This is a genomic window from Chitinivibrionia bacterium (assembly GCA_009779925.1).
GTDB lineage: Bacteria > Fibrobacterota > Chitinivibrionia > Chitinivibrionales > Chitinivibrionaceae > WRFX01.
On record WRAZ01000004.1, the window covers coordinates 86,911 to 109,210 of the forward strand.

The window sequence follows — 22,300 nt, forward strand, 5'->3', positions numbered from 1 at the left end:
TTTGAAAACCATTTTTTAGCATTAGAAAAATAATATTTGCCCAAAAAACAAAAGAACGGAAAAACGGCATTATTTGTTTTTTCGTGAATTTTGCGAAATAAATAAATTATATTTATCTGAAAAAACAGAAAGGAAACCTCAAAATGCCATATCTTACAGAAATCGAACTACTCAAGGAAATAGTGCAAATTGTCGGAAAATACCAGCTCGAAATGCAACCGAAGCTAAAAACGGTCAATCTCAAAGAAGACCGCTCGCCGTTTACCGAAGTTGACGTCAATTCCGAGAAAATAATCAAGGACAAGATTTCGGCAATGTTTCCCGGCGACGGGTTTTTGGGCGAGGAATTCGGCGAAACCGCGGGAACTTCGGGACGACGTTGGATTATAGACCCGCTCGACGGCACTCGCCCGTATATTCACGGCATTCCTACTTACAGCATACTTATCGCCCTCGAAGATAACGGCATTTTGGCGGCGGGCATCGCGCATTTTCCCGCGTTGAGCGAAACATATTGGGCGACTTTGGGCGGCGGAGCGTTTTGCAACGGCGAAAAATTACACGCTTCAAAAACACAAATTTTATCGGATTGTATGGCTTCCGCTCTCGGAATTGTGGAAGCGGCAAACGAGAAAAACGGAAAATTACTGCTAAAAACCATTCAAAAATGCGACTATTTTTACGGATTTATGGACGCGTATTCTTATGTAAGCGTAGCCGCGGGAAAACTTGACTTTTGCGTATCGCTACTCGACAAAGCGTGGGACAGAGCGCCCGTTGCGCTTATTGTAAAGGAAGCGGGCGGAGCATTCGGCGATTTATCGGGCAAAGAGACAATTTACAGCGACGATTTTTTAGTCTCGAATACCTTAATTCACAAAGACGTTTGTGAAAATTTTTCCTAATGCTAAAATTCGTCCCAACGCCGAACCCAAACCTGCAAAAATAACCACAAGCAAAATTCTTGTTAGAGGGTTTTTCCAAAATCCTTTGACGGTTTCTATGTCGGTTGAAACATTTTCCATATCCAAAACCGTGGGTTTTTTTACCGCCGCCTGAACAAGTCCTACTACCCAACCCGTGCCTATCATCGGGTGAAGCCCAACGGTCGGCGCAACAAAAAACGCCGTAATTACTGCAAGCGGATGCCCCCAAGCAATAGCGGTAAATAAAGCGGAAAATCCGCCGTTCAAAATCCAAAACCAAAATATATTTTCTATTCCACTTTCGGCGCCGCTTATAATTCCATAAGCCAAAAGACCGATAATCGTAGCGCAAAATCCCCAACCGATAATCGCAGGTATAATAGATTTCGGCGGAATTTTCTCGATTTCGGACAAATCAAACGGTTTTTTTACGTATTCGGCAACCCCTTTGCAGTGCGCCGCACCCAAAACCGCAACTATTTTTTGCCCGCTGGCAGTGCGAATTTTTTCAGCCAAATACAAGTCGCGTTCGTCGATAAGCGGACCTTTTACTCCCGGAAAATCTTTTGCCAATTCGTCCATAGCGTCGCCTATATTGTCGCCTTCTTTCAGGTTTTCCACGGTATCTTTATCTATTTCTTCGGCTGAAAAAAACAACATTCCGAACAAGGTGTAAATACCCTTTAGTTTTTGCCGAAAACCGAGAGCGCTCCAAACTCTTTTTAGCGTAATATCAATATTTCTATCCGCCAAAACAAGATTTATGCCGCGTTTTTTTGCTTCTTCGGCGCCTTTTATCATTTCCGCGCCCGGCTCAACGTCGAGTTGTTTGCCTATCTGTTTGTAAAACGACGACATTATAAGCTGAGTAAGCAAAAGCAAAACCTTTTTTTCTTTAATAACTGTGAAAATGTCGGTTTTCTTCCACTGGTCTTTGTTTTTTATGCTGTCGAAGCGTTTTTGGCAAAGTTCGATACAAACCGAATCGGGTTGCACTTCTTCTATGACTTGGCTTACCTCTTCAACGCTCTTTTTAGACACGTGCGCCGTCCCCAAAAGGTAATACGTTTTTCCTTCGCTTTCAACAATTCTGACCGTTTGCGGCAACATTTTCATTCTCCTTTTTATTTTTCTTCAATTTTTCGTATTCTTTTACGTCGGCGGGAAGTTCTATGACAAATTCCGTGCCTTTTCCGACTTGCGACCACGAAATATATATTTTTCCGCCGTGATATTCTTCGACTATCCTTTTCGCCAAGGTAAGTCCAAGCCCCCAGCCGCGTTTTTTCGTGGTAAATCCGGGATTAAATACGCTTACGCGCTGCTCTTTTGGAACGCCTCTTCCGTTGTCTTGGTGAGTAATCCTTATTTTTTTATCGGCTTTTACGTAAATCGCCCGTAAAGTAATTTTTCCGTATTCCACGTTTATTGCGTCAAGCGAATTTTTGAACAAATTCTCAAAAACCCACGAAATCAAATCGACATTGATGACCGCGTATAAGTCGTCGCGGCAATCGTAATCTATCTCTATTTTTCTGGTTTCTCTGGGCAGACGTTTAGCAAAATATGCTATGTGTTCATCAAGTACAAGCTTAAGATTTTTCTTTTCCAGAAGAGGTTTTGAGCCGATAAACGAAAATCTGTTCGCCACCTTTTTTATTCTTGCCACGTCTCGCGACATATCGTTGGTTATTTGTAATACCTGATTGGAAAAAGCAACATCGCCGCCGCCTAAAATTGCGTCGTCGCTCTGCTCTTCGACCCCCAAGCACTCCGTTTGCAAATATTCAATCCAACCCGTAAGAGACGTCAGCGGAGTTCCGAGTTGATGCGCTGTTTCTTTGGCAAGTCCTACCCACAAATTGCTTTGCTCCGTAACTAAAAACGCGCGCGCTATCAAATAAACGACCGCCACAAACGACAGTATAAAAAACACCTGCCAGTAGGGCCAAAATGACAATCCGCCGATAAAATGGCTGTCGCCGTAATACAAAAATCCCATACCCGTTCTTCTGTCGCGACCGTAAATAAGTTTGGGCTTGTGCCGCTCTTGCAGACGGCGCCTTTCGGCAATCAAAAACATCATTGTTTCATAACTGTTATCGTCTTGCGAAATAGTTCTGCGCCCAAGAAAATTGCCTCTGGTAATGTTTTTCCAAATTCGCGGTCTGCCCATCATATCCGTTATTATTATAGGCATATCGAAATCCTGAATTATCTGCTCTAAAATGATATGTTCAACCTGAGTTCCCATTCTGTCGAAAAGCGCCTCGCTTATGAGCCGCGCGTAAGTTTGGGTGGTTGCGCTCGAAAATTTTTGCAGGCGCTCTATCATAAATTGCGTATAAACCGCCCAGCCGATAATGCCCGCCGCGGCAAAAAACAGGAGTAAATTTCGTGAAGTATTGGGCGCAATCTGCCCGAAAAGCGCATAAACCGCCCTTAAAATATCCTTTTTTTTAGGGAAGCGAAATCGCCTTTTCAGATGCTTTATATCCTCGTCAATCGGCGCCAATTTCTGTCTGTCCGTCCATATAAGGTCTCAAAACTTTCGGAATAATCACCGTACCTTTTTCGGTCTGATAATTTTCCAAAATCGCCACCAAAATTCGCGCAGCTGCAAGTCCTGAACCGTTTAATGTGTGGATAAATTCGGGTTTGCCTCCGTCTCGTCTGAAGCGAATATTGAGCCTCGTCGCTTGAAACGCCTCAAAATTACTGCAACTCGATACTTCGAGCCACTTTTTTTCGCCCGCCGCCCAGACTTCCAAATCGTAGCATTTTGCCGCGGAAAAACTTAAATCCGCGTCGCAAAGACTGAGAACGCGATACGGCAATTCCAGAAGTTGCAGAATATTTTCAGCGTCGGCGCGCAATGTTTCGAGTTCTTCATAAGAATTATCGGGGTGCGCAAATTTCACCAATTCCACTTTGTCAAACTGATGAACGCGCAAAAATCCCTTTGTGTCTTTGCCATAACTGCCTGCTTCTCTGCGAAAGCACGGCGAATACGCGCAAATTTTTCTCGGCAGGTCTTTTTCGTCAATATATTCGTCTCTGTATAAGTTCGTTATCGGAAGTTCCGCAGTCGGAATTGCGTACAAATCGTCTTCGGGCATATAATACATCTGCTCTTTGAATTTAGGCAACTGCCCTACTCCGAACGCGCTTTCGGCATTCACAAAAAAGGGAGGTTGCATTTCGGTATATCCTCTTTGCCTATGCGTATCCAAAAAGAATTGTATAAGCGCGCGATTAAGCCGCGCCCCCGCCCCGCACAAAACGGGAAATCCCGAGCCGCTGATTTTTGCGCCGCGCGGAAAGTCAAAAAGCTTAAGTTTTTCGGAAATCTGCAAATGGTCTTTCGGCGCAAAATTGAAATTCGGCTTTTCGCCGCATTCGCTTGCGACAACGTTATCGTTCGCGCTTTTTCCGAGAGGAACACTTGCATGCGGAATATTCGGAACCCACGCCAAAGCAAGGTCGCGCTCTTTTGTTATACTGTTAACTTTTTCGTCCAATTCTTTGATTTTCGCGGAAACGCCTTGCATTTCAGTAATAAGGTCGTCGGCATTTTCTTTGTTTTTCTTTTTCTGCGCGATAATCTCAGACGTTTCATTTCGTTTGTGCTTCAAAGTTTCAACTTCGCCGAGAATTGCCCGTCTTTCGTCGTCCAAAGCAATAATTTTATCTATGTCCGCTTTGTCGCCTTTTGCAAGGCATACGTCTTTAACTTTTTGCGCATTTTCACGAATGAATTTTATATCAAGCACTTTTTGCCTCCGAAATAATACCAAGCCCCTCGATTTTCTGCTTAATTTGAGCGCAAATCTCCAAACTTTTTACCTTTATCGCTTCGGGAAAATTGGAAACTTTCGGAAAGAGCGACAAATAATATTCTATTCCCGCAAGCATATTTTGACCTACTTGTGCAAAGTAATTTTTCTGTTTTTCGTCGCCTTCCTGCAAATTATTTACGCCGCCGAGCAAGTAATCTTCGTACATTTTAAGCTCCCGAACAAAAAAGTGAGGACGTTCAACCCCTGCCAACAAGTCCGTTCTGCCGTAAATATGGTCGGTCATTTCTTCGAGCGAATACGTTCTGTCAAATGAAACAAGCGACGGTCCGGGGCAAATAGAAACGCCCGTTCCTTCAATTTTAGTATCCAACTCATTGTTTGTTAAAGCCGCTGTTCCGAGCCCTACACAAATACACGCCTTTTCTACTACCGCCGCAATAGCCGCATTTTTTTGCTCCGCCGACAAATCGCTTGCGTTTATTTCTTCAATTTTCAGCGTTTGATACTTGCGGGAAGCCGTACAAAGCGCCCTTTCGCCAAATTCATTATTAAGCGCCAAATGGTCTTTGGAACACGGACTTCCGGGAGTTCCCGCCGCAATAAACGCGTCTTTTTCTATGTCTTTACTGTTGCCGCGAATGTTATTAAAAGGCACTCCGAGCGGTGAAATTCCGCTTAAATAATAGTCGTCTTCTTTGGCGTTTGCAAGCAATTCTAATGTGTGTTCGTCAACATTTGTCGCCTCGGGAACAAGCAAAAACGCCGACCCCCAGCCAACGCTGTCTATACCGTAATAATCAAGCAAAAATTTGTGTTCGTTAGCCGTTCCAACTCCGCCTTGCGCCGTAATTTGTACGTCGAAATCGCCCAAATGTCCAAGCCCTCTTTTTTCGAGCGCTTTTTTGTAAACTGCGTTTAATTGCGTTTTGAGGTCGTCTCTGTTTTGCTTAAACTCTTCCAAAATCGGACCCATCAAATGCCCTTCAGTCGGAAACGCGTGTCCGCCGCAATTAAGTCCCGACTCCACTCTGAAGTCGCTCACCCACAAACCTTTTTTCGCTAAAAGTTTGCCCTGAATAAGCGCCGAACGATAATCGCTCACCTTAAGAATAATTTTCTTTTTTATATACCCGTTTTCGTCCGGAAAAAAGTCTTCAAATTCTGCAATATACGAATACAAATGCTGATTTATTCCCGCCGAAAGCACCAATGACGAGCCGTCGAGCGCGCTCTGTGCAAAACCGCGCAAAGCGGCGTGCGCGTCGTTAAATTCTACGGGTAATTTTTCGCCGTCTTTGTAGTTTGCCTTGTCTAATTTCGTCATAATATTTACGTCAATTGAGCCGACGGGTAAATGCTCTCTTATCCAATCTTGGATTTCCGCGACTTTTTCGGGGATAGCCGTTTCTTTGAGTTCCAAATACATTTGCTTGATTTTTGAATTTTCAAAAGCCATTTCCAAGTATTTGTACAACTCGCCGCCCTTTTCGAATGTAGAATTTTTTATCTGCACAAATTTGTTTTGCACGACAATATTAAGTACGTTAAGATAAGCGGTAATTCTTTTAGCTCTGTAATCAATTTCGTCGCGCCCTATCGCCTTAAAAGGCAATTTGAACTTCGTACAATAAAATTCCCTCATTTTTTCCACGAGCAAATCATCGACAAGCGAAACCACAGACGATATTCCAAACGGAGCAACTTTTGCAGGCGTATCTATTGTGTATCCGATACCGAGTACAGGGATATGAAAATTGTGCGCAGTCGTCATCTTTTTGACCCTTTCCAAATTTTTCCGTAATTTTAACGCCCTAAAATACTATAATGCAAAAGCAAAATGCAAAAAACACGCCGTTTTTTGAGCAATTTCACATAATTTTTTTCCATTAAATCAGGCTCTCGATAAGATTTACCACCTCAACGCTTGTTTTTTTGTCGCCGAGCATTCCTCGCAGTTCGCGCAATTGAGCTATAATTTTTTCTTGTTCCGCCGGATTTTCCAAGATTTTTTGCACCGCGCCGACAACGTTTTCCACAGCCATATCACTCTGCAAAAATTCGGGCATAATCTCTTTTTCAACTACTATATTAGTCAGCCCGATAAGCGGTTTTTTCTTTATTATAGCCTTAAAAATCGCAAAAGTAAGCGGCGAGGTTTTATACAAAACAATATGCCCCACACCCGCAAGCCCCAACTGCAAAGAAGCTGTCCCCGATGTGGCAAGCGCAAAATCGGCTTTCTGCAAAACTTTCAAAAAATCCGTTTCAAATTCAATATTTTCTCCTTCCGCGCATTCGTACAAATCTTGCGAAAAAGGCGCTTTAGAAACAATTATTTTAATTTTCGGATATAATTCTTTAAGATTTTTCGCGCATTCTGTCATAAACGGCAACATTTTTCGGACTTCCTGCTCGCGACTTCCCGCGATAAGCGCCAATGTAAATTCAGCTTGTGGATTTATCGCCTTTTTCTCGCCGATTGCCGACCAGTCCAAGTTTTCCAAAAGCGGATTTCCGACAAAACTCACCGTTTTTACGCGGGGGCTCCAATGTTTCGGCTCAAAAGGAAAAATACAGGCGATATGCGCTGGATACTTTTCAAAAAAACGCAAATATTTTTCCTTTTTCCACACCCAAATCATAGGAGCGATAAACCACAAAACGGGAATTCCCAACTTGTTAGCCTCAACGACAAGTTTTTTGTTAAAGCCCGAAAAATCCACACAAACAAGCGCGTTCGGCTTTTCGTCCCTCATTTTCTGAATAAATTTCTTTTGCGCCGCCAAAAAAAACGGCAAATTTTTAATAACTTCCCAATATCCCATTTTGTTAAATTTCGAGAATTCAAAATCGCTCTTAAATCCCGCCGCCTGCATAGCCGATCCGCCAAGCCCGCTAAGTTGAGCGCTAGGATATTTTCGTTTTAGTTCGGCGATAATTCCCGCGGTATTATTGTCGCCGCTGACGTCGCCTGCTGAAAATAGTATTTTCATAGTGTTGTTTCCTTTTTTTATTGCAGTAAAATACATAATTACACCAATTAAAAACGGCAAATATTATTTTCCCCTCAAAAAAGGAGCAAAAACAATGACTATAACAATAATTTTCTCAATAATCGGAACTATCGCCATAATTGCGGCAATACTGCTAACCAGCCAACAAATAAAAACCTTGGAAGCGGCGAAAAGTCTGGCAGAAATGCAACGAGACGACAAGCAAGAAAAGATAAACGAGCTCGAAAGAGAAAAAGCGTTGCTTTATGCAAACTTGAATGTCGCAGAAGAAAGGCTTGAAAGCCAGAAAATTGAAATCAAGGCTATGCAAGAATCCGCAAAAAATGAATTTAAGGTTATTGCAAACGAAATTCTAAAAGAAAATACTAAGAATTTTAACGAGCATAACGCCGATAAACTTAATGAAATCTTAAACCCGCTGAGAGAAAATTTGGGCGAATTCAAAAAGAAAGTCGAAGAAGCCCAGACAGAAACAACAAAAGGAACGGCGGAACTTAAAGGTATAATAACCTTACTTTCTCAACAAAGCAGACAGATTGGCGAAGAAGCGAAAAATTTAGCGCAGGCGCTTAAAGGCGACAACAAAGTCCAAGGCGATTGGGGCGAAGTAAAGCTAAAAGTCTTGCTCGACAAATTGGGTTTTGAAGAAAACATACATTATAGAAAACAGAACAGTTTTAAGGGTGAAGGAAGCGCTCAACTTCGTCCCGATTTCATCATAAATCTTCCGGAAAACAAACACTGCATAATCGACTGCAAAGTATCTCTTACGGCATACGAGCGGTATTTTAACTCAGAGGATAAGGAAGAGAAAGAACAGGCGTTAAAAGAGCATATTAAAAGCGTAAACAACCACATAAAAAGTCTTTCGGGAAAAAGATACGAGGGAATAAGCGAAATAAACTCGCCCGATTTTGTGTTTATGTTTGTACCTATTGAGGCGGCTTTGGCGCTTGCTGTTCAAAACAATCCCACACTTATAGAAGACGCGGCGAAAAACAACGTAATGCTTATGAGCGCAACCACTTTGCTTTTTGCGCTGAGAACGGTCGCATATATTTTGAATGCCGAGAAAAAAGTGCTTGACCAAAACAGAAACGTTAAAGAAATCGCGCGAATAGGCGGCGAAATATACGAAAAATTTGTAGGTTTTGCAACAAATATGGAAAAAATCGGCAACAATTTAGGAAATGCGCAAACTGCTTACGACGCCGCAATGGGACAACTGACAAAGAAAAACCAAGACGGAAGCGCTTCGGGAGTATCTATCGTAGGAAAACTTGAAGTAATGAAAAAACTGGGTATTGACACCGATAAACAAATTTCGCAAAATCTTTTAGGGAAAACAGAAAGTTAATGCCTCTTTGCTTTTTGCCGCCCGAGACTTATTCTCTGTCGAGTAAAACTTTTGACCAATCGCTCATAACTTCTATTAAAGCAGTGTTGTGCATTTGATTGTTTTGTATTTCTCTAAGAAGCGCATTACTAACCGAATCGTAGTACGCAATTCGCTCTCTGATAAATTCTTCTTGTATGCGAATTTCTTGCCGCGCAACTCTGATGTCTTCTCGTGCGAACATTACGGCGCCAAGCGTAATGACCCACAATATGTTTATTATAACAAAAGTAATTTGCATAAATCTTTCATTCATTTTGTCCCTCTTCTCCACAAAAAACTGCGTGTTAAATCCCTGTCCCCATAAAATATATTATGCCACTTATAAATAGTATAAACAAAATACGATTAAATTAAAAAAATCCCGCTTTTTTCACGGGATTTTTTTAATAATTCGCGATGTTCGCAATTTACTACTTGCGCAGACCCAATTTTTCTATCAACGCGCGATATTCATTGATGTCGTTCGCTTTTACATAATCCAACAACGCCTTACGTTTACCAACCAATTTAGTAAGACCATAGCGCGTATGGTTATCCTTTTTGTTGATTTTAAGGTGCTCGGTTAAATTACGAATTCTCTCCGTAAGAATTGCAACTTGAACACGGCTGTTGCCCGTATCCTTGGCGTTTTCGCCAAATTCCGCAACTAACTCTGCGGTTCTCTCTTTTGTGATAGACACTCTTCACTCCTTGAAAAAGTAACGCTTAATAATTTCCACATCCGCACTAATTTGTTCAACCAACTCCTCGCGGGAGTCGAATTTCTTATCGTGCCTGATAAATCGGTGTAGCCAGAGCGCACACTCGCCACCAATCGCCGGTTCCAAAGTTATTTTTTCCAGCGAAAAAAACTCCAAATGAAGTTCCCGATTTCCGAATGTCGGACAAGCGCCGTAATACAAACAACCTTTAAGGGAATGTCCGCCGAACGACACCTCTGCGACATACACACCCGAAGGCGGAACTATCTTTTCCATCACCGACGGCGACGTAAAGTTTAGTGTTGGATAGCCGATTGCGGTTCCCACACGCTCGCCCCGAATTCGAGTTCCCATAATCAAATATGGATGTCCAAGCAGATTTACGGCTTCGTCAACTTGAGCTTTGAGGAGCAGTTTTCGTATCTGCGTAGAACTCACAACCACGTTGTTTTCGCCGTACAAACTAATAACAGCGTCGGTAAAATCGTTTTTGCCGCAAGCCGAATGCGGATTTTTCTGAAAATTCTCGTTTTTTTTACTTCCGTAATGCTGATTTTCTCCCGAAATGAACTCAATACAGCCAAGTTGTTCCTGCAGAATTTTGTGCTGAAACTCACTTTTGGATATTTTTGCAAACTCTTCGTCAAAGGGAATTATAACGCAGATGTCCACGCCTAACTTCTCAAATAAAAGCGCTTTCTCATCGGTTGTAGTAAGTCTTACAACGCAACATTTCTCAATGACTTCGCGAGTATGCGGCTCAAATGTCACAATGCACGACTTAACTCTCAGTTGCTTTGCACGACTTATCAGTTTTTTGATTAAGACGCGATGCCCGTTATGAACTCCGTCGAAATTTCCGAGAACGACCGCTGTCGCCTCGCTGATTTTTGTATCTTTTTCGTAGCGAATTTTCTGCATAAGATTTGGCGACCTCTATCTTCGACGCATCGGAAATTCGGGCGGACGGTCTCTTATAATTACCATACTATCGTTAAAATATTCAGGGAAACGCGTATATAAATCCCGCAATTCACGCCGAACTAACGGAACATCGAAATGCCCGCGCGGTGCAGTCTCCAAAAATAAATTGCCCAAACGCGCCGCCTCTCTGAAATTTCTCAAATTAAACATATACAAAAAGAACAAATTCCGCGTAAAATCGGGGTCGGCTTCATAATTATCCCAGCGTTTCAGGAAATCTGCCGCTTCGCGATTTCGACCGAGCCGCGACAAAGTTATGCCATAATTAAGATGCGATTCTCTGTGCGGTCCTCTGCGCAAAACCCTTTGGAACGTATTCATCGCTCTTTGAAACCAACCCTTGTCCATATATATAGAGCCGATTAAAGCCTTTGAATTAGCCCAAGTTCTGTCGGATTCCGCCGCGCGATACAAAAAATGCAGGGCACTGTCCACGTCTTGCCCCACAAACCAATCGTCGGGGTTTTGAGCGTATTGCCGCCATCTGTCGTCCTCGTATCTTTGCCACGCGATTAAATACCACGCCTTGCCTTTCCAAAAAAGCATAGTGTCGCTTCCCTGTTTGGTTATGGGACGGCGCGAGATTTCGTGAAGTATTTCTTCGGGATTGCCGTGTAAAATCAAATTGTCGAAATTCGGTGGTCTTCGCAAAGTAAACCCTCTAAAATTTTCAGGTAAAAAATCCGAAAATCTTTGCATAAAAAAATCACTGCTGATAAAAAATATCCCCGAAACAATAACGGCGGAAATCATTATACAAACAATACTGACTGCCAGCGGGCTTATATGCTCGCTTTTTTTACGCAATTTTTTAGTTTTCACCGTTTTCGTTTCCGTTTCTGCCGTCGTTGCCGTTAGGGTTTTCTGTTTCTTGCGCTTGCTCTTGCATTTCTCCGTTTGCGCTTCCGTTCGCTCCGTTTCCGTTTTGGCTTCCGTCGGTATATCTTTGCCTTTCGCCGTTTATGCCGTTCCCGTTTGTAGCCGGGTCGGGCTCAGGAATTCTGAATTGTATCCGATTTAATTCTCTGAGCGCCGTGGAAATTCTGCCAAAATCCGAATTGCCTCTGATGGTTGTACCGATTTTTATCCAGCCCGAAACAGGCAGTGGCTTCTCTTCGCCTCTGCCGCGAGGGTGAATTTTTGCCCTCAACCAAGTCTCGCCCGAATGAATTTCGATAGTGTCTGCAAAAATCTCCATTTTATAGATTTTTCTCGGATTTATTTTTACGTTGCCGCCCGTCCTGCGAAAAAACACGTCTTCCGTAAACGTAGCCCTCCGTATAGTTTTTTCATCTCCGTTGCGAAATTCAATAATCGTGCCTCGAGCGTAAGAACAGACGACAAAAACAAGCAAAAAAAGCAATATCAATATTTTATTTAGCAAGAACAACTCCTTGGTCGGCGGTGAAATCTTCTCTTGTGCGATAAATTGTCATAAGACCGCAAACTCCCGCTTCATACAATTTGTCGTAAACGTCGTCGTCTTTTACTAACGCGAAACAGTCGGTCATCGGAGCATTCGGGTCTTCTTTGTACGCTTCTCCGAGGTTCATCAAATCCTGCGCAAAGTCGCCGTATTCGTCATCTTCTTCCGAATAAGGAGCGGCTATTTTGTTTTTTAATTCCTTTTCGATTTTCTTTTCATCCAAGTTTTGCGCCCACAAAACATTGATGTCTTCAATATTTTCACTCTGCTGAGAAAGACAACTTATGAAAACGTCTATTCCGTCGTCGTCAATGTCTTCCACTTTTTCGAGGTCAAACAAGACTTTGCTCCCGACCTTTTTACTTGCAAAATCATTTATTGCGTTAATCAAAACCGACGGTTTATCTTTCGCCGTCATATTTCCTATAACACGCACCACCAAAAAATCGCCCAATTCCTTAATATCGTATTTCATACCCCTCTGCCCTCCTCGCAATCGTGTATTACACCTGCATTTTTTTTACACTTCCACGTCGCGCACAAACAACAAATCGACGTATTCCAAAAAATCGTTCATAATTGTATCTTTTAATCGGTATCCGTTCCTCATAAATCTCGCAACTACCAAGTCTATTTCATCAAAAATATCTTTTGGTGCGCGCTTAAAACCGATTTTTATGCGATATTCTTTATATTCAAGCATTTTTTTTATTTTCACCTTTCAAAAAAAACGGGCAGACCACATGCGGTCTACCCTTAAATGCACTCTAAAATCTTATCTTGTAGCCGTAATTCTTTGTTGCAACACAGAAACGCCGTTTCTTTTCACATTGAGAATATGCACGCCTGCCCCAAGATTATCCGTTCTCAAACCCGTTGAGTTTATACCGTTTACAGCATTTATGTTTCTGCTCGAAATCAGTCGTCCCTGCAAACTGTAAAGTTCAACGGTGTATGCTCCCTCTTGCAAACGAAGCGATATTTGTCCGTTTCGTATTCCCGCAAAACCCGCAACAGCCGCAGGTCTTCTTTGAGTAGCCTCTATTTCTCCGATTTGCGTTGCGGTTGGGTCTGCCTTAAACACGCGGACATAATCAATCCGCATTGTAGCAGGAAATTGCGCAGGGTCAATATTTCTTGTTCCGTCAGGGTCAAACCAACCGCCTATTGCAAGGTTCATTATGATATGGAAATATTGGTCAAACGGCGCATACGGATTATTGAGATGCTCAAGTCCCGCGGCGGGAACCGAATGCCACTGATTATGACCCGCCGCAAAGAACATATATCCGTTCACATACCATTTTATGGAATCTTCTTGCCACACAACGCTATAAACGTTAAAATCTCTAGTATCAAAGGGACGTCCTTCTCTCGGACGATTATAGCCTGCTATGTGAGTGTTAGCGGGCCACGCTCCGCCAAAGTGAATTGCCCCGACGCTTTGGTTAGGAAGACGACCCATTCCTTCCATAACGTCAATTTCGCCCGAAGACGCCCAGCCGCCGTAAACATCGTACTCTGGCATCATCCACGCCGCGGGCCAAGTGCCGACTACTCCGCCGGGAAGCTGAATTCTAAAGTCAATTCTTCCGTATTTAAAAGAAAATCTTGATCCGCCAAATCTGCGGTCGGAAAGAACTTTACCCGAAGAAAAATAAGCCGTTTCGTTGCAGTTTGTAAAGTGTCTCGGATCGTTTGCTCGTGCGACTAAATGCAAATAACCGTCTTGCACAAAAACGTTATTGGGATGGTCGCGGTAATGTTGAAGTTCATTGTTTCCCCAACCGCGAGTTCCGCAGTTTACACCTTCGTCGCTACCATCTTGATTAGGATTGCCGAGATGCCAACCTTGGTCAACTCTCCAATTGTCCCTGTTGATTTCCGCACCTTCAAATTCATCGTTCCAATAAAGTCTCCACCCCGTTAAATTTCCCGGAATTTTAGGGTCTCCAATCGGAATATTGCCAAATCGCGACGGGTCAGGTCTCGGAGCGCTCGGATTTCCTACAAAACTAAAGGTTGCCCAATTGTTGCCAACCGTGCCGCCTGCTTGTCCGTTTTCAGGAAAGCCTATACGAAAATTGTAATTTTGCGTAATGGGTTGAAACCAAATACCGCCGCCGTGTTCCCACCAAAAACCCCATTGATTATCGGGCGACATATTGTTATACCCCGAATTTTGCCAAGTAAATGTACTTGCGGAATTATCCATAGCAACCCAGTTTTCGCCTATTCTTATTTGATAAACAAATCTTTCTCTGTCCTGCGCTCTTACCGCCGCACCGCCGATACGAAGGTCGTTAAACGAAATACCAAGCGACCCTCCGTTGTCTGCTCTGCGCTCATTACTGCCATATATGGTTAATTCGTTTCCGGTTCTTGTTCCGCCGGTAAAATTCAAAGTGTATTCAACGGCAATGCTCGTATTTGTGCTTGATTGTAATCTTACATTGGTGTTTCTGTCCACATAAATCCAAATTCCGCCGTATCCTTCGGGAGGCCACCAAGCTCCCCAGTTTTCGCCCCATATAAAACCGCTTTCGGCATTCCCGTTAAGCACTACCCAGTCGCCGCTTGTCCCGTTTGCTCTGACAAAAACCCGCAAATCTTCAAATACTTGAGCAAAATCCATTGCTCCACCATTAAATATCGGAGAAACAATACCCGCATTTCCTGCTAATGTGGTATTAATCGTTGCTTCACCTCTTCTCTCCATTGATGTAATTCTGATAACCTGCGCCGACACAGTTGTAGCAATAATCCCCATTATCGCCATTGCCTTAAAAAGATAGCCTGCCCCCATTTGATACCCTCCCCAAAAGATACAATAGAAAATGATACATTACCGTAAATATAATGTATCATTGGAAAGAATGCCGTTTTTTTTACGTTTACCTAAAATCCGTCGATAATTCTATTGAAAATCTCCGAGGGGCGCATAATTTTTTTCGCTTTTTCTTCGTCGAAAAGGTAATATCCGCCTAAATCTACGGCGCTCTTTTGCACGGAAAGAAACTGCGCGACGATTTTTTCTTCGTTTTCTGTCAGTTGCTTTGCGGTTTCTTCAAATTTTTTCGCTAATTCCACGTCCTTTTTCTGCTCTGCAAGCGCTTTTGCCCAATACAAAGCCAAATAAAAATGCGAGCCGCGGTTATCTATGCCGACAGGCGCGCGTTCGGGCGATTTTTGGTTTTCGAGTATGTTTTCTATCGCAGTATCGAGCGTTTCGGCAAGGATTTTTGCGCGCGCGTTTCCGTGAGTTTCGGCATATTTTTCGAGAGACGGAACAATCGCCATAAATTCGCCTAAACTATCCCAACGAAGAAAATTCTCTTCCGTAAGCGCGCTTACGTGCTTGGGAGCAGTGCCGCCCGCGCCTGTTTCGTATAGTCCGCCGCCGTTCATTAAAGGAACTATCGAAAGCATTTTCGCCGAAGTACCGAGTTCGATTATCGGGAACAAATCGGTCAAATAATCGCGCAAAACGTTGCCCGTTGCAGAAATTGTGTTTAGCCCTTCAACCATTCTTTTTACAGAAAAAGCGCAGGCGTTTTCGGGCGACAAAATACGAACGTCCACGTCCGCGAGGTCAAGCTCGCCCATCTCTTTTACCACTTTTTTCACCACTTCTCTGTCGTGCGCTCTGTAAACATCAAGCCAGAAAATCACGGGCTCGCCTGTTATTTTGCCGCGCTCTACGGCAAGGCGCACCCAATTAAGCACTGCGGCGTGTTTGCATTGAGAAGCGCGGAAAATGTCGCCTTTTTCTACTTTTTGTTCCATAAGAACAGCGCCGTTTTCGTCCGTAATTTGCACAATGCCGTCGGCTGTTATCTCGAAAGTTTTGTCGTGCGAGCCGTATTCTTCCGCCTGCTGAGCCATAAGTCCCACGTTCGACACGCATCCTATAGTTCGCGGATTAAACGCGCCGTTTTCTTTGCAATGCTTAACAACCACGTCGTAAACTCCCGAATAAGTTCTGTCGGGAATTATAGCCAAAACGTCCGCGGTGTCGCCGTTTTTGTCCCACATTTTTCCGCCCGCCTTAATCATCGCGGGCATAGAAGCGTCGATTATTACGTCGCTCGGAACGCTGAAACTACTTATCCCTTTGGCGCTGTCCACCATTGCAACCGAAATTTTGTCGAAACATTTGTTTATTTCGGAAATTATCTCTTTTTCGCTCGGATTTCCCTTTATTTTATCGTACAAATCTGCAAGTCCGTTGTTTGTATTTACGCCCAATTTTTCAAAAACTTCGCCGTATTTCGTAAAAACATCGGCAAAAAACGTTTTAAGGATAACGCCGAAAATTATAGGGTCGCTGATTTTCATCATTGTCGCTTTTAGGTGAAAAGAGAACATAATGTCGTCTTTTTGCGCTTCTTCCATACATTTTTTCACAAAACTTTCGAGCGCTTTCGCAGACATCGTCGAAGTATCGAGAATTTCGTGCGGCAAAAGTTTCAAAGCGGGGCGGAGATTTTTAGAATTGCCGTCGTTGTCCGTAAAAACAAAATTAACGCTCTTTTCTTTTTCGCCGTTTGTTATGGATTTCTCGCTCGCGTAAAAATCGCCGTGAGACATAGAAAGCACCTTTGTTTTGCTGTCTTTTGACCACTCGCAGACTTTATACGGATGTTTTTTCGCATAATTTTTCACCGATTTTGCCGCGCGCCTGTCCGAATTTCCCTCGCGAATAACAGGATTTACCGCCGAGCCGAGCGTTTTGCGATATTGACTTTGAACAGTCTCTTCCTCGTTGTTTTTTGGATTATCGGGATATTCGGGTATTGCAAAACCTTTTTCGCGCAATTCCGTAATCGTCCCCTTAATCTGCGAAACCGAAGCCGAAATATTAGGCAATTTTATGATATTCGCGTCTTGTTCCAAGCAAAGTTTCCCCAAATATTCGAGGTCGTCGCTCACTTTTTGATTTTCGGGAAGATAATTATTCACCGCCGCCAAAATTCTGCGCGCCAAAGAAATGTCCTTTTGAACGACTTCAACGTCCGCCTTCGACAGATACTTTTCTATAATCGGAAACAGGGACAAAGTAGCCAGCGCAGGCGCTTCGTCCGTTTTTGTATATACGATTGAACCGTTTTTCATTTTCGTTTTTCCTTCAGTTTTTTTACAAATTTTGCGGTAAAAATAATATTTGGGCGACGGTCGCCACCCTGTTATTTATAAAATTGGATGTTTTTGCATAAAAAAGGGCGTATGCGATACCCCCCCTGCTAAAATTGTTAGTTATCCGGTTCGCTATTTTAGTTTTTTTTAACTATACTTTCAATATTCCTACATATACGTTGTGCCGAAACTGAAAATTTAACAAAAAGCAATCTTTCTCTCACTTAGTCCTTATCCAAATAGTATTTTATGTAAAAATGATACACGACTACCATTTTTGCATATTTTGATGTAATGTGCGCTTGTCAAGCGGAGTTTGACGTATGCAAGAATTTCAGAAAGGCGGAAAATATGTATAAAAAGCGAACTATCGGCAGATATTTTGAAGAGGCGTCAAGGCATTTTAAGGTTTTATTATTGACGGGAATGCGACAGGTCGGGAAAACCACCTGCTTAAAAAACACATCTGCAAAAGGGCGACGTTATATCACACTTGACGACCCGCAAATTTTGTCTTTAGCGAAAAACGAACCCGAACTTTTCTTTGAGCGGTTTTCTTTGCCGTTATTTATTGACGAAATTCAATATGCTCCGGAATTATTTCCGTATATAAAAATGCTTGTCGATAACAGCGACGAAAAAGGGCAAATTTGGCTTAGCGGTTCGCAACAGTATTCTATGATGAAAAACATTACGGAAAGTTTGGCGGGACGAGTTGCCGTTGTCGATATGTTTGGTTTTTCGCTTTACGAAAGAGATGATTTGGGCTTATTGCAAATGCCGTTTTTGCCGTCAAAGAATCCAAAGCCGACGCTTGAAAAAAGAACTTCTCCGCAGACCTTTGAAATTATATGGCAGGGGGCGTTTCCGCACATTGTGAACAGCGCAACGCAATGGAAAATGTTTTATTCGTCTTATGTTAAAACATATTTGGAACGCGATGTTCGTCAAATAATAAACATAGGGGACGAAACGGCATTTTTCCGTTTTATGGGCGTTGTTGCGGCGAGAACGGCGCAAGTTCTCAACATTTCAGACATAGCCAAAAACGCCGATATTACGGTAAAAACAGCCGAAAAATGGTTGTCGGTTTTGCAAACGTCGGGAATAGTTTATTTGTTGAAGCCATATTTTTCAAATGTTTCAAAGAGGTTTACCAAACGTCCGAAACTTTATTTTACCGATACGGGATTATGCGCGCATCTTACCGAATGGACTTCTTGGCAGACCTTGGAAGCGGGGGCTATGAGCGGCGCATTTTTTGAGACATTTGTGATTTGTGAAATACTAAAATCGTATCATCACAACGGCGAATTTCCGAATTTGCATTATTATCGCGATTCCAACAATGTAGAAATCGATTTGCTTATTTCGCAAGACGGGCTTTTGTATCCCGTAGAAATCAAAAAAACCGCAAATCCCAAGAAAGAAGACATAAAAGCGTTTGATACGCTCGCCAAAATCGCCAATACGGGTTTCGGTTCGCTAATTTGCTTGGTAAAAGAAAGCATTCCGCTGACGTCCTCGGCAAATGCAGTTTCGATTTGGGAAATTTGAGAACAATACAATTTTCCTGTTATCTTCATCTGCGCAAATAGTTTTTTCCAAAAAAAAACAAAAAAAAGGCAACCGTTTCCGATTGCCATTTTTGTTGAGTTATTTTTCTGAAAACTCCACCTCTTACCTCACCATAACCCTTCTCACCGCTTGGGTGTTTGCGCCCTCGACTCTCACTATTGCTACGCCTTTGGCTATGGTTCTGTTTAGCGACAGGACGTTTGCGCCGCTTGCGAGGTTTGCTTGGGTTTGGGCGAGGATTCTGCCGTTTACGTTGTAAATGGAAATTTTGTAGTTTCCTGCTTGCGGGATTGTTAAATTCAGATTTCCTGCCGTTGTAATTCCGCTTACTGCAAAGGATATTGCTCGCGCGCGGGTTGCCGAAGAAATACGGTTAGGATTGCCGCCGTCGCCGCCTCCAAACAAATGGGGGTTTTCGGCGATAAATCTGTTTCTGTCCGCTTCGCTCAAAAGGTCTGCGCCTAAGATAAACGATGTTTTAACGTCTCTGAAACGACTTGGGTTCGTCCAACTTTGCGCGGGCATTGCTTGTTTTGTAGTTTCAAGCGCCGAGAAAAAATTCGCCGTGTAAATTCTGCGTTGGTCTGCTACCGAAGAGTTCGGTTTTGCAAGACCGTATTGAGTAACCACCAAAGAGCCCCATTGGTGGTTTTGCCACTCAAATTCGGGAAGCCATTCGGCTGTAAACGAATTTATTACGCGGGCGTGGTCTGCTCTGCCGCCCCAAAACGCTTCTGCGTGCGTAAATCTTACCGAATCGCCTATTGCAACGGGAATACGTCTTGTAAATCCTGCAACATTTCCCTGCCAAGTCCAAGTATGGTTCCACGCTCTCTGTCCGCCTGCCCAAATTTCCGCCTGAATATACGTTCCCGAATTTACCCAGTGCGGTGCGCCGCCCGCTGCATTAACAACAAGTTCTCTTGCCACAGGGTCATACGTTATCGTCGCAACCGTTCGTGCGCTGCCGCCGCGAAACAAAAGTTGCGTTGTTCCCAGCAAAGGCGAGGCGGTAAGTTCGCGATATTCTACGGTTAAGTCTGTTCTCTGACCGTTCCTGACAACCAAATGATGATGTCCCGTATGAAAAAAGCCCGCTTTTGCTGAAGGTAATTTCACAAAATACGCGCCTATCGCAAGCGCGGGGAAATCTACGGTGTTTGAGGTGATTTCCGCTTGAAAAACCACGTCGGAGCCGTTCATAATACGCAAAGTTTCGCCTTTTATGAGGTCTATGTCGCTTATATTTATCGTAATTGTGCCGCCCGTGCCGTTAAGACCGCGCGCCGCATTCGGCACAACGGGAGAAATTGTTCCGTATAACACTTCGGCGGTTGCTATGCGCTGTGCCTCGCTTCCTGCAATGCGGTCAAGGAAATACCCGATTTTGTTGTCTTCTTCAAATGCGTAAGCCCTCATTAAATCCGATAAATGCGGTCCAAAACCAAATGCTTCCATATAGGGAACAATGTTCGTATTTGCCGCGTCGCTGAATGCTTTTGCGTTCAAATTAGCCAATGACCAATTCTGACCTTGGACGTGCATTTCTCTGTTTAACCGCTGAGCCGCCGCATAAATTTTCTGAGGTGTTTCTATGTCGGTCATCGGGCTTCCGTTGGCATACATATTTACCAAAATGAAGAGATTATCCCTAAAGCGATTCGGCTCTGCGGCAAAATTCGATAAATTTCCCGTTCTGCGGGTAATGGCTCTTGCGTCGAGCGCGGAAGAGGTTGCGGCGGCGTTTCCGTAGTCAAAAAGCCAAGACCAACGCCTATCGTTTGCCGAGGTAAAGTCAAAGTGGTTCGCCTGATAAAAATGCGACAAAATATTATTGGCTATTTCGCCTAAACCCACTTCCTTGCCTCCCGAAAAATTGCCGTCGTAGCCGTGTCCGATTTCGTGAAGCGATACCCAAAAACTAAGACCTGAGATTGCCTGCGTCGTCAGCGGCACCATAGCCGGAAAATTAAGATAACTGCCTATGCGCGAACCGTTCATTCCCGTTACGTCATCCGCGCCATAGAACGCATATCCAAAACCGTTTAATTGCGGCGCTATTAAAAATCTCGTGTGAATAAGTCGGTGGTGCGGATTTTGGGAATTTATGTCGAGCCCGTGAAAGCGGTTGAACTGCGCTGTAAGATTTTCGTAATATTTCAGCAAATCGTTTATCCTGCTGTTAAGCACAAGTTGACGATGGTTTACTCCGCCCGATCCGTAGTTTAATTCTCTGTCGTCCCAGTCAAGCATCATTGTTATTACGTTATTCTGAAGCAAGGCATAGCGATTTTGCGACGAAGTCCATCTTTGCATAAACGCGGCATTGTCGTCGTCGCCGTAGTTGAAGAAATCCAAAGTTCTTACATTTCCCGAGAATTCCACATCTATATCCACAGTTCTTATATTGTTGCTTCTCGGCGTACGAATAAAAGGTATTCGCCCGCGATTATTTGCAGGTGCGGCAGGTCTCCACTCAACCTGCTGAGCACCAAACGAGTGCGTCTCTGACATTATCGCCCTCGCGCGTGCCTGTAAACGCCCTTGCTTGAATTGCTTGCGGAAATTCCGTAATTCGTCTCATTCGCAAAGTTGAATTTGCAGGCATAAAAAGCCCCAAATGCTGAACATCTTGGTTGTCGCCGCGCCTTGCGTCGCCGATTTGTATCGCCTCAATTACGCTTTCGGGCAAAGTGTAAACCGTTCGCCGAACGACTATTGTCGAGCCCGCCGCTCCAATAGCAACGGGAACGGTAATTGTCTCTACGTCGCCTCTACTGTTTTCGACGGAATAGACAACATTCTGCGTTCCTTGCGCCGCCGTGCTCACAACGTTGTTCGGCGCGCCCGATACAATTTGAATTCTATGCGTAATATCGCCGTCGAAGTCGCACCTCGCCAATACTCGATAAAACGCGTTTGTTCTGACATTAACCGTTGTGTTTACGGGCACGTTTATTCTTGTCGCCCCGTAGAAAATAATGTCGCCGAATGTTAGTGTTGTTGTACTTATAACGACAAAAAATGTAGCCATTGTAAGTTTCTTAATGAAGTTCATAACAACCTCCTTTTATTTAATTATGTAAATATATAGATACCATATATAAATTTAATGCCATAAATAGAAATTCGCTTGTTTTTTTTGTTGTTTTATTTTATTTTTTGTCGGTGGGAGAGTTTAAGGAAAAACTGTAGTTTTTTTGTCGATTATAAATGACACTCTCCCATGTTTTAAAAATTCTGTCGATTATATTTGACAAAATATTGAAAATCCCTTGTTTTGTCGATTATACATTTATTATTTTATTGTAGAAAAATTTAATTGAAGGAGTTTGA

19 protein-coding genes are annotated in these 22,300 nt (G+C 43.3%); 3 read left to right on the forward strand and 16 right to left on the reverse strand.

The window, feature by feature from the left end; translation table 11 throughout:
* The first annotated feature begins 143 nt into the window (after positions 1-143).
* A complete protein-coding gene (locus FWE23_02890; GenBank protein MCL2844382.1) occupies positions 144-905 on the forward strand; it encodes a hypothetical protein in 762 nt (253 codons plus the stop codon).
* Here FWE23_02890 and FWE23_02895 read toward each other — a convergent pair.
* From FWE23_02895 to lpxB, 5 genes are all read right to left on the reverse strand, one after another.
* Positions 870-2,036, reverse strand: coding sequence for a TraB/GumN family protein (locus tag FWE23_02895; protein MCL2844383.1), 1,167 nt, complete (start codon positions 2,034-2,036; stop codon positions 870-872). The genes FWE23_02890 and FWE23_02895 overlap by 36 nt on opposite strands.
* Positions 2,008-3,441 carry a HAMP domain-containing histidine kinase gene (locus FWE23_02900; protein MCL2844384.1) on the reverse strand — a complete coding sequence of 478 codons (1,434 nt, stop codon included), beginning with the start codon at positions 3,439-3,441 and terminating at the stop codon, positions 2,008-2,010. The genes FWE23_02895 and FWE23_02900 overlap by 29 nt, the downstream gene beginning before the upstream one ends.
* On the reverse strand, positions 3,428-4,699 hold the full coding sequence (gene serS / locus FWE23_02905; protein ID MCL2844385.1) for a serine--tRNA ligase: 1,272 nt from the start codon (positions 4,697-4,699) through the stop codon (positions 3,428-3,430). Before serS ends, FWE23_02900 begins: the two co-directional genes overlap by 14 nt.
* Positions 4,692-6,497: a hypothetical protein gene (locus tag FWE23_02910; GenBank protein MCL2844386.1), complete on the reverse strand. Its 1,806-nt coding sequence runs from the start codon at positions 6,495-6,497 to the stop codon at positions 4,692-4,694. The genes serS and FWE23_02910 overlap by 8 nt, the downstream gene beginning before the upstream one ends.
* Positions 6,498-6,612: 115 nt before the next feature.
* Positions 6,613-7,719 (reverse strand): lipid-A-disaccharide synthase, encoded by a 1,107-nt coding sequence (lpxB, locus tag FWE23_02915; protein MCL2844387.1) that lies wholly within the window; start codon positions 7,717-7,719, stop codon positions 6,613-6,615.
* A 94-nt stretch (positions 7,720-7,813) separates the two neighbouring features.
* Between lpxB and rmuC the strand changes: the two genes are divergently transcribed.
* A complete protein-coding gene (gene rmuC / locus FWE23_02920) occupies positions 7,814-9,097 on the forward strand; it encodes a DNA recombination protein RmuC (GenBank protein ID MCL2844388.1) in 1,284 nt (427 codons plus the stop codon).
* Positions 9,098-9,125: 28 nt separating this feature from the next.
* On the opposite strand, the gene FWE23_02925 is transcribed toward rmuC, so the two are convergent.
* The 9 genes from FWE23_02925 to FWE23_02965 form a co-directional block, all read right to left on the reverse strand.
* Positions 9,126-9,392, reverse strand: coding sequence for a hypothetical protein (locus tag FWE23_02925; protein MCL2844389.1), 267 nt, complete (start codon positions 9,390-9,392; stop codon positions 9,126-9,128).
* Between the two features lie 157 nt (positions 9,393-9,549).
* Positions 9,550-9,819, reverse strand: a complete 270-nt coding sequence (rpsO, locus tag FWE23_02930; GenBank protein MCL2844390.1) for a 30S ribosomal protein S15 — start codon at positions 9,817-9,819, stop codon at positions 9,550-9,552.
* A gap of 3 nt (positions 9,820-9,822) precedes the next feature.
* A complete protein-coding gene (locus tag FWE23_02935; protein MCL2844391.1) occupies positions 9,823-10,761 on the reverse strand; it encodes a hypothetical protein in 939 nt (312 codons plus the stop codon).
* 15 nt (positions 10,762-10,776) lie between these two features.
* The gene (locus tag FWE23_02940; protein MCL2844392.1) at positions 10,777-11,646 is read right to left on the reverse strand and encodes a hypothetical protein; all 870 of its coding nucleotides are present in this window, start codon (positions 11,644-11,646) and stop codon (positions 10,777-10,779) included.
* Positions 11,636-12,208, reverse strand: a complete 573-nt coding sequence (locus FWE23_02945) for a hypothetical protein (protein MCL2844393.1) — start codon at positions 12,206-12,208, stop codon at positions 11,636-11,638. The genes FWE23_02940 and FWE23_02945 overlap by 11 nt, the downstream gene beginning before the upstream one ends.
* Positions 12,198-12,725, reverse strand: a complete 528-nt coding sequence (locus FWE23_02950) for a hypothetical protein (protein MCL2844394.1) — start codon at positions 12,723-12,725, stop codon at positions 12,198-12,200. Before FWE23_02950 ends, FWE23_02945 begins: the two co-directional genes overlap by 11 nt.
* Positions 12,726-12,770: 45 nt before the next feature.
* Entirely contained in the window at positions 12,771-12,953 is a 183-nt protein-coding gene (locus FWE23_02955; protein MCL2844395.1) for a hypothetical protein, read from the reverse strand.
* Between the two features lie 72 nt (positions 12,954-13,025).
* Positions 13,026-15,056 carry a family 16 glycosylhydrolase gene (locus tag FWE23_02960; GenBank protein ID MCL2844396.1) on the reverse strand — a complete coding sequence of 677 codons (2,031 nt, stop codon included), beginning with the start codon at positions 15,054-15,056 and terminating at the stop codon, positions 13,026-13,028.
* Positions 15,057-15,148: 92 nt separating this feature from the next.
* Positions 15,149-17,365 (reverse strand): NADP-dependent isocitrate dehydrogenase, encoded by a 2,217-nt coding sequence (locus tag FWE23_02965; protein MCL2844397.1) that lies wholly within the window; start codon positions 17,363-17,365, stop codon positions 15,149-15,151.
* A 372-nt stretch (positions 17,366-17,737) separates the two neighbouring features.
* On the opposite strand from FWE23_02965, the gene FWE23_02970 reads away from it, so the two are divergent.
* Complete coding sequence (locus FWE23_02970) at positions 17,738-18,943, forward strand: ATP-binding protein (protein MCL2844398.1); 1,206 nt, start codon at positions 17,738-17,740, stop codon at positions 18,941-18,943.
* 123 nt (positions 18,944-19,066) lie between these two features.
* Here the strand turns inward: FWE23_02970 and FWE23_02975 are convergent, their stop codons facing one another.
* Together FWE23_02975 and FWE23_02980 are read right to left on the reverse strand one after the other, a co-directional pair.
* Positions 19,067-21,478 carry a T9SS type A sorting domain-containing protein gene (locus FWE23_02975; protein MCL2844399.1) on the reverse strand — a complete coding sequence of 804 codons (2,412 nt, stop codon included), beginning with the start codon at positions 21,476-21,478 and terminating at the stop codon, positions 19,067-19,069.
* A complete protein-coding gene (locus FWE23_02980; GenBank protein ID MCL2844400.1) occupies positions 21,441-22,022 on the reverse strand; it encodes a hypothetical protein in 582 nt (193 codons plus the stop codon). The genes FWE23_02975 and FWE23_02980 overlap by 38 nt, the downstream gene beginning before the upstream one ends.
* Positions 22,023-22,300: the final 278 nt, after the last annotated feature.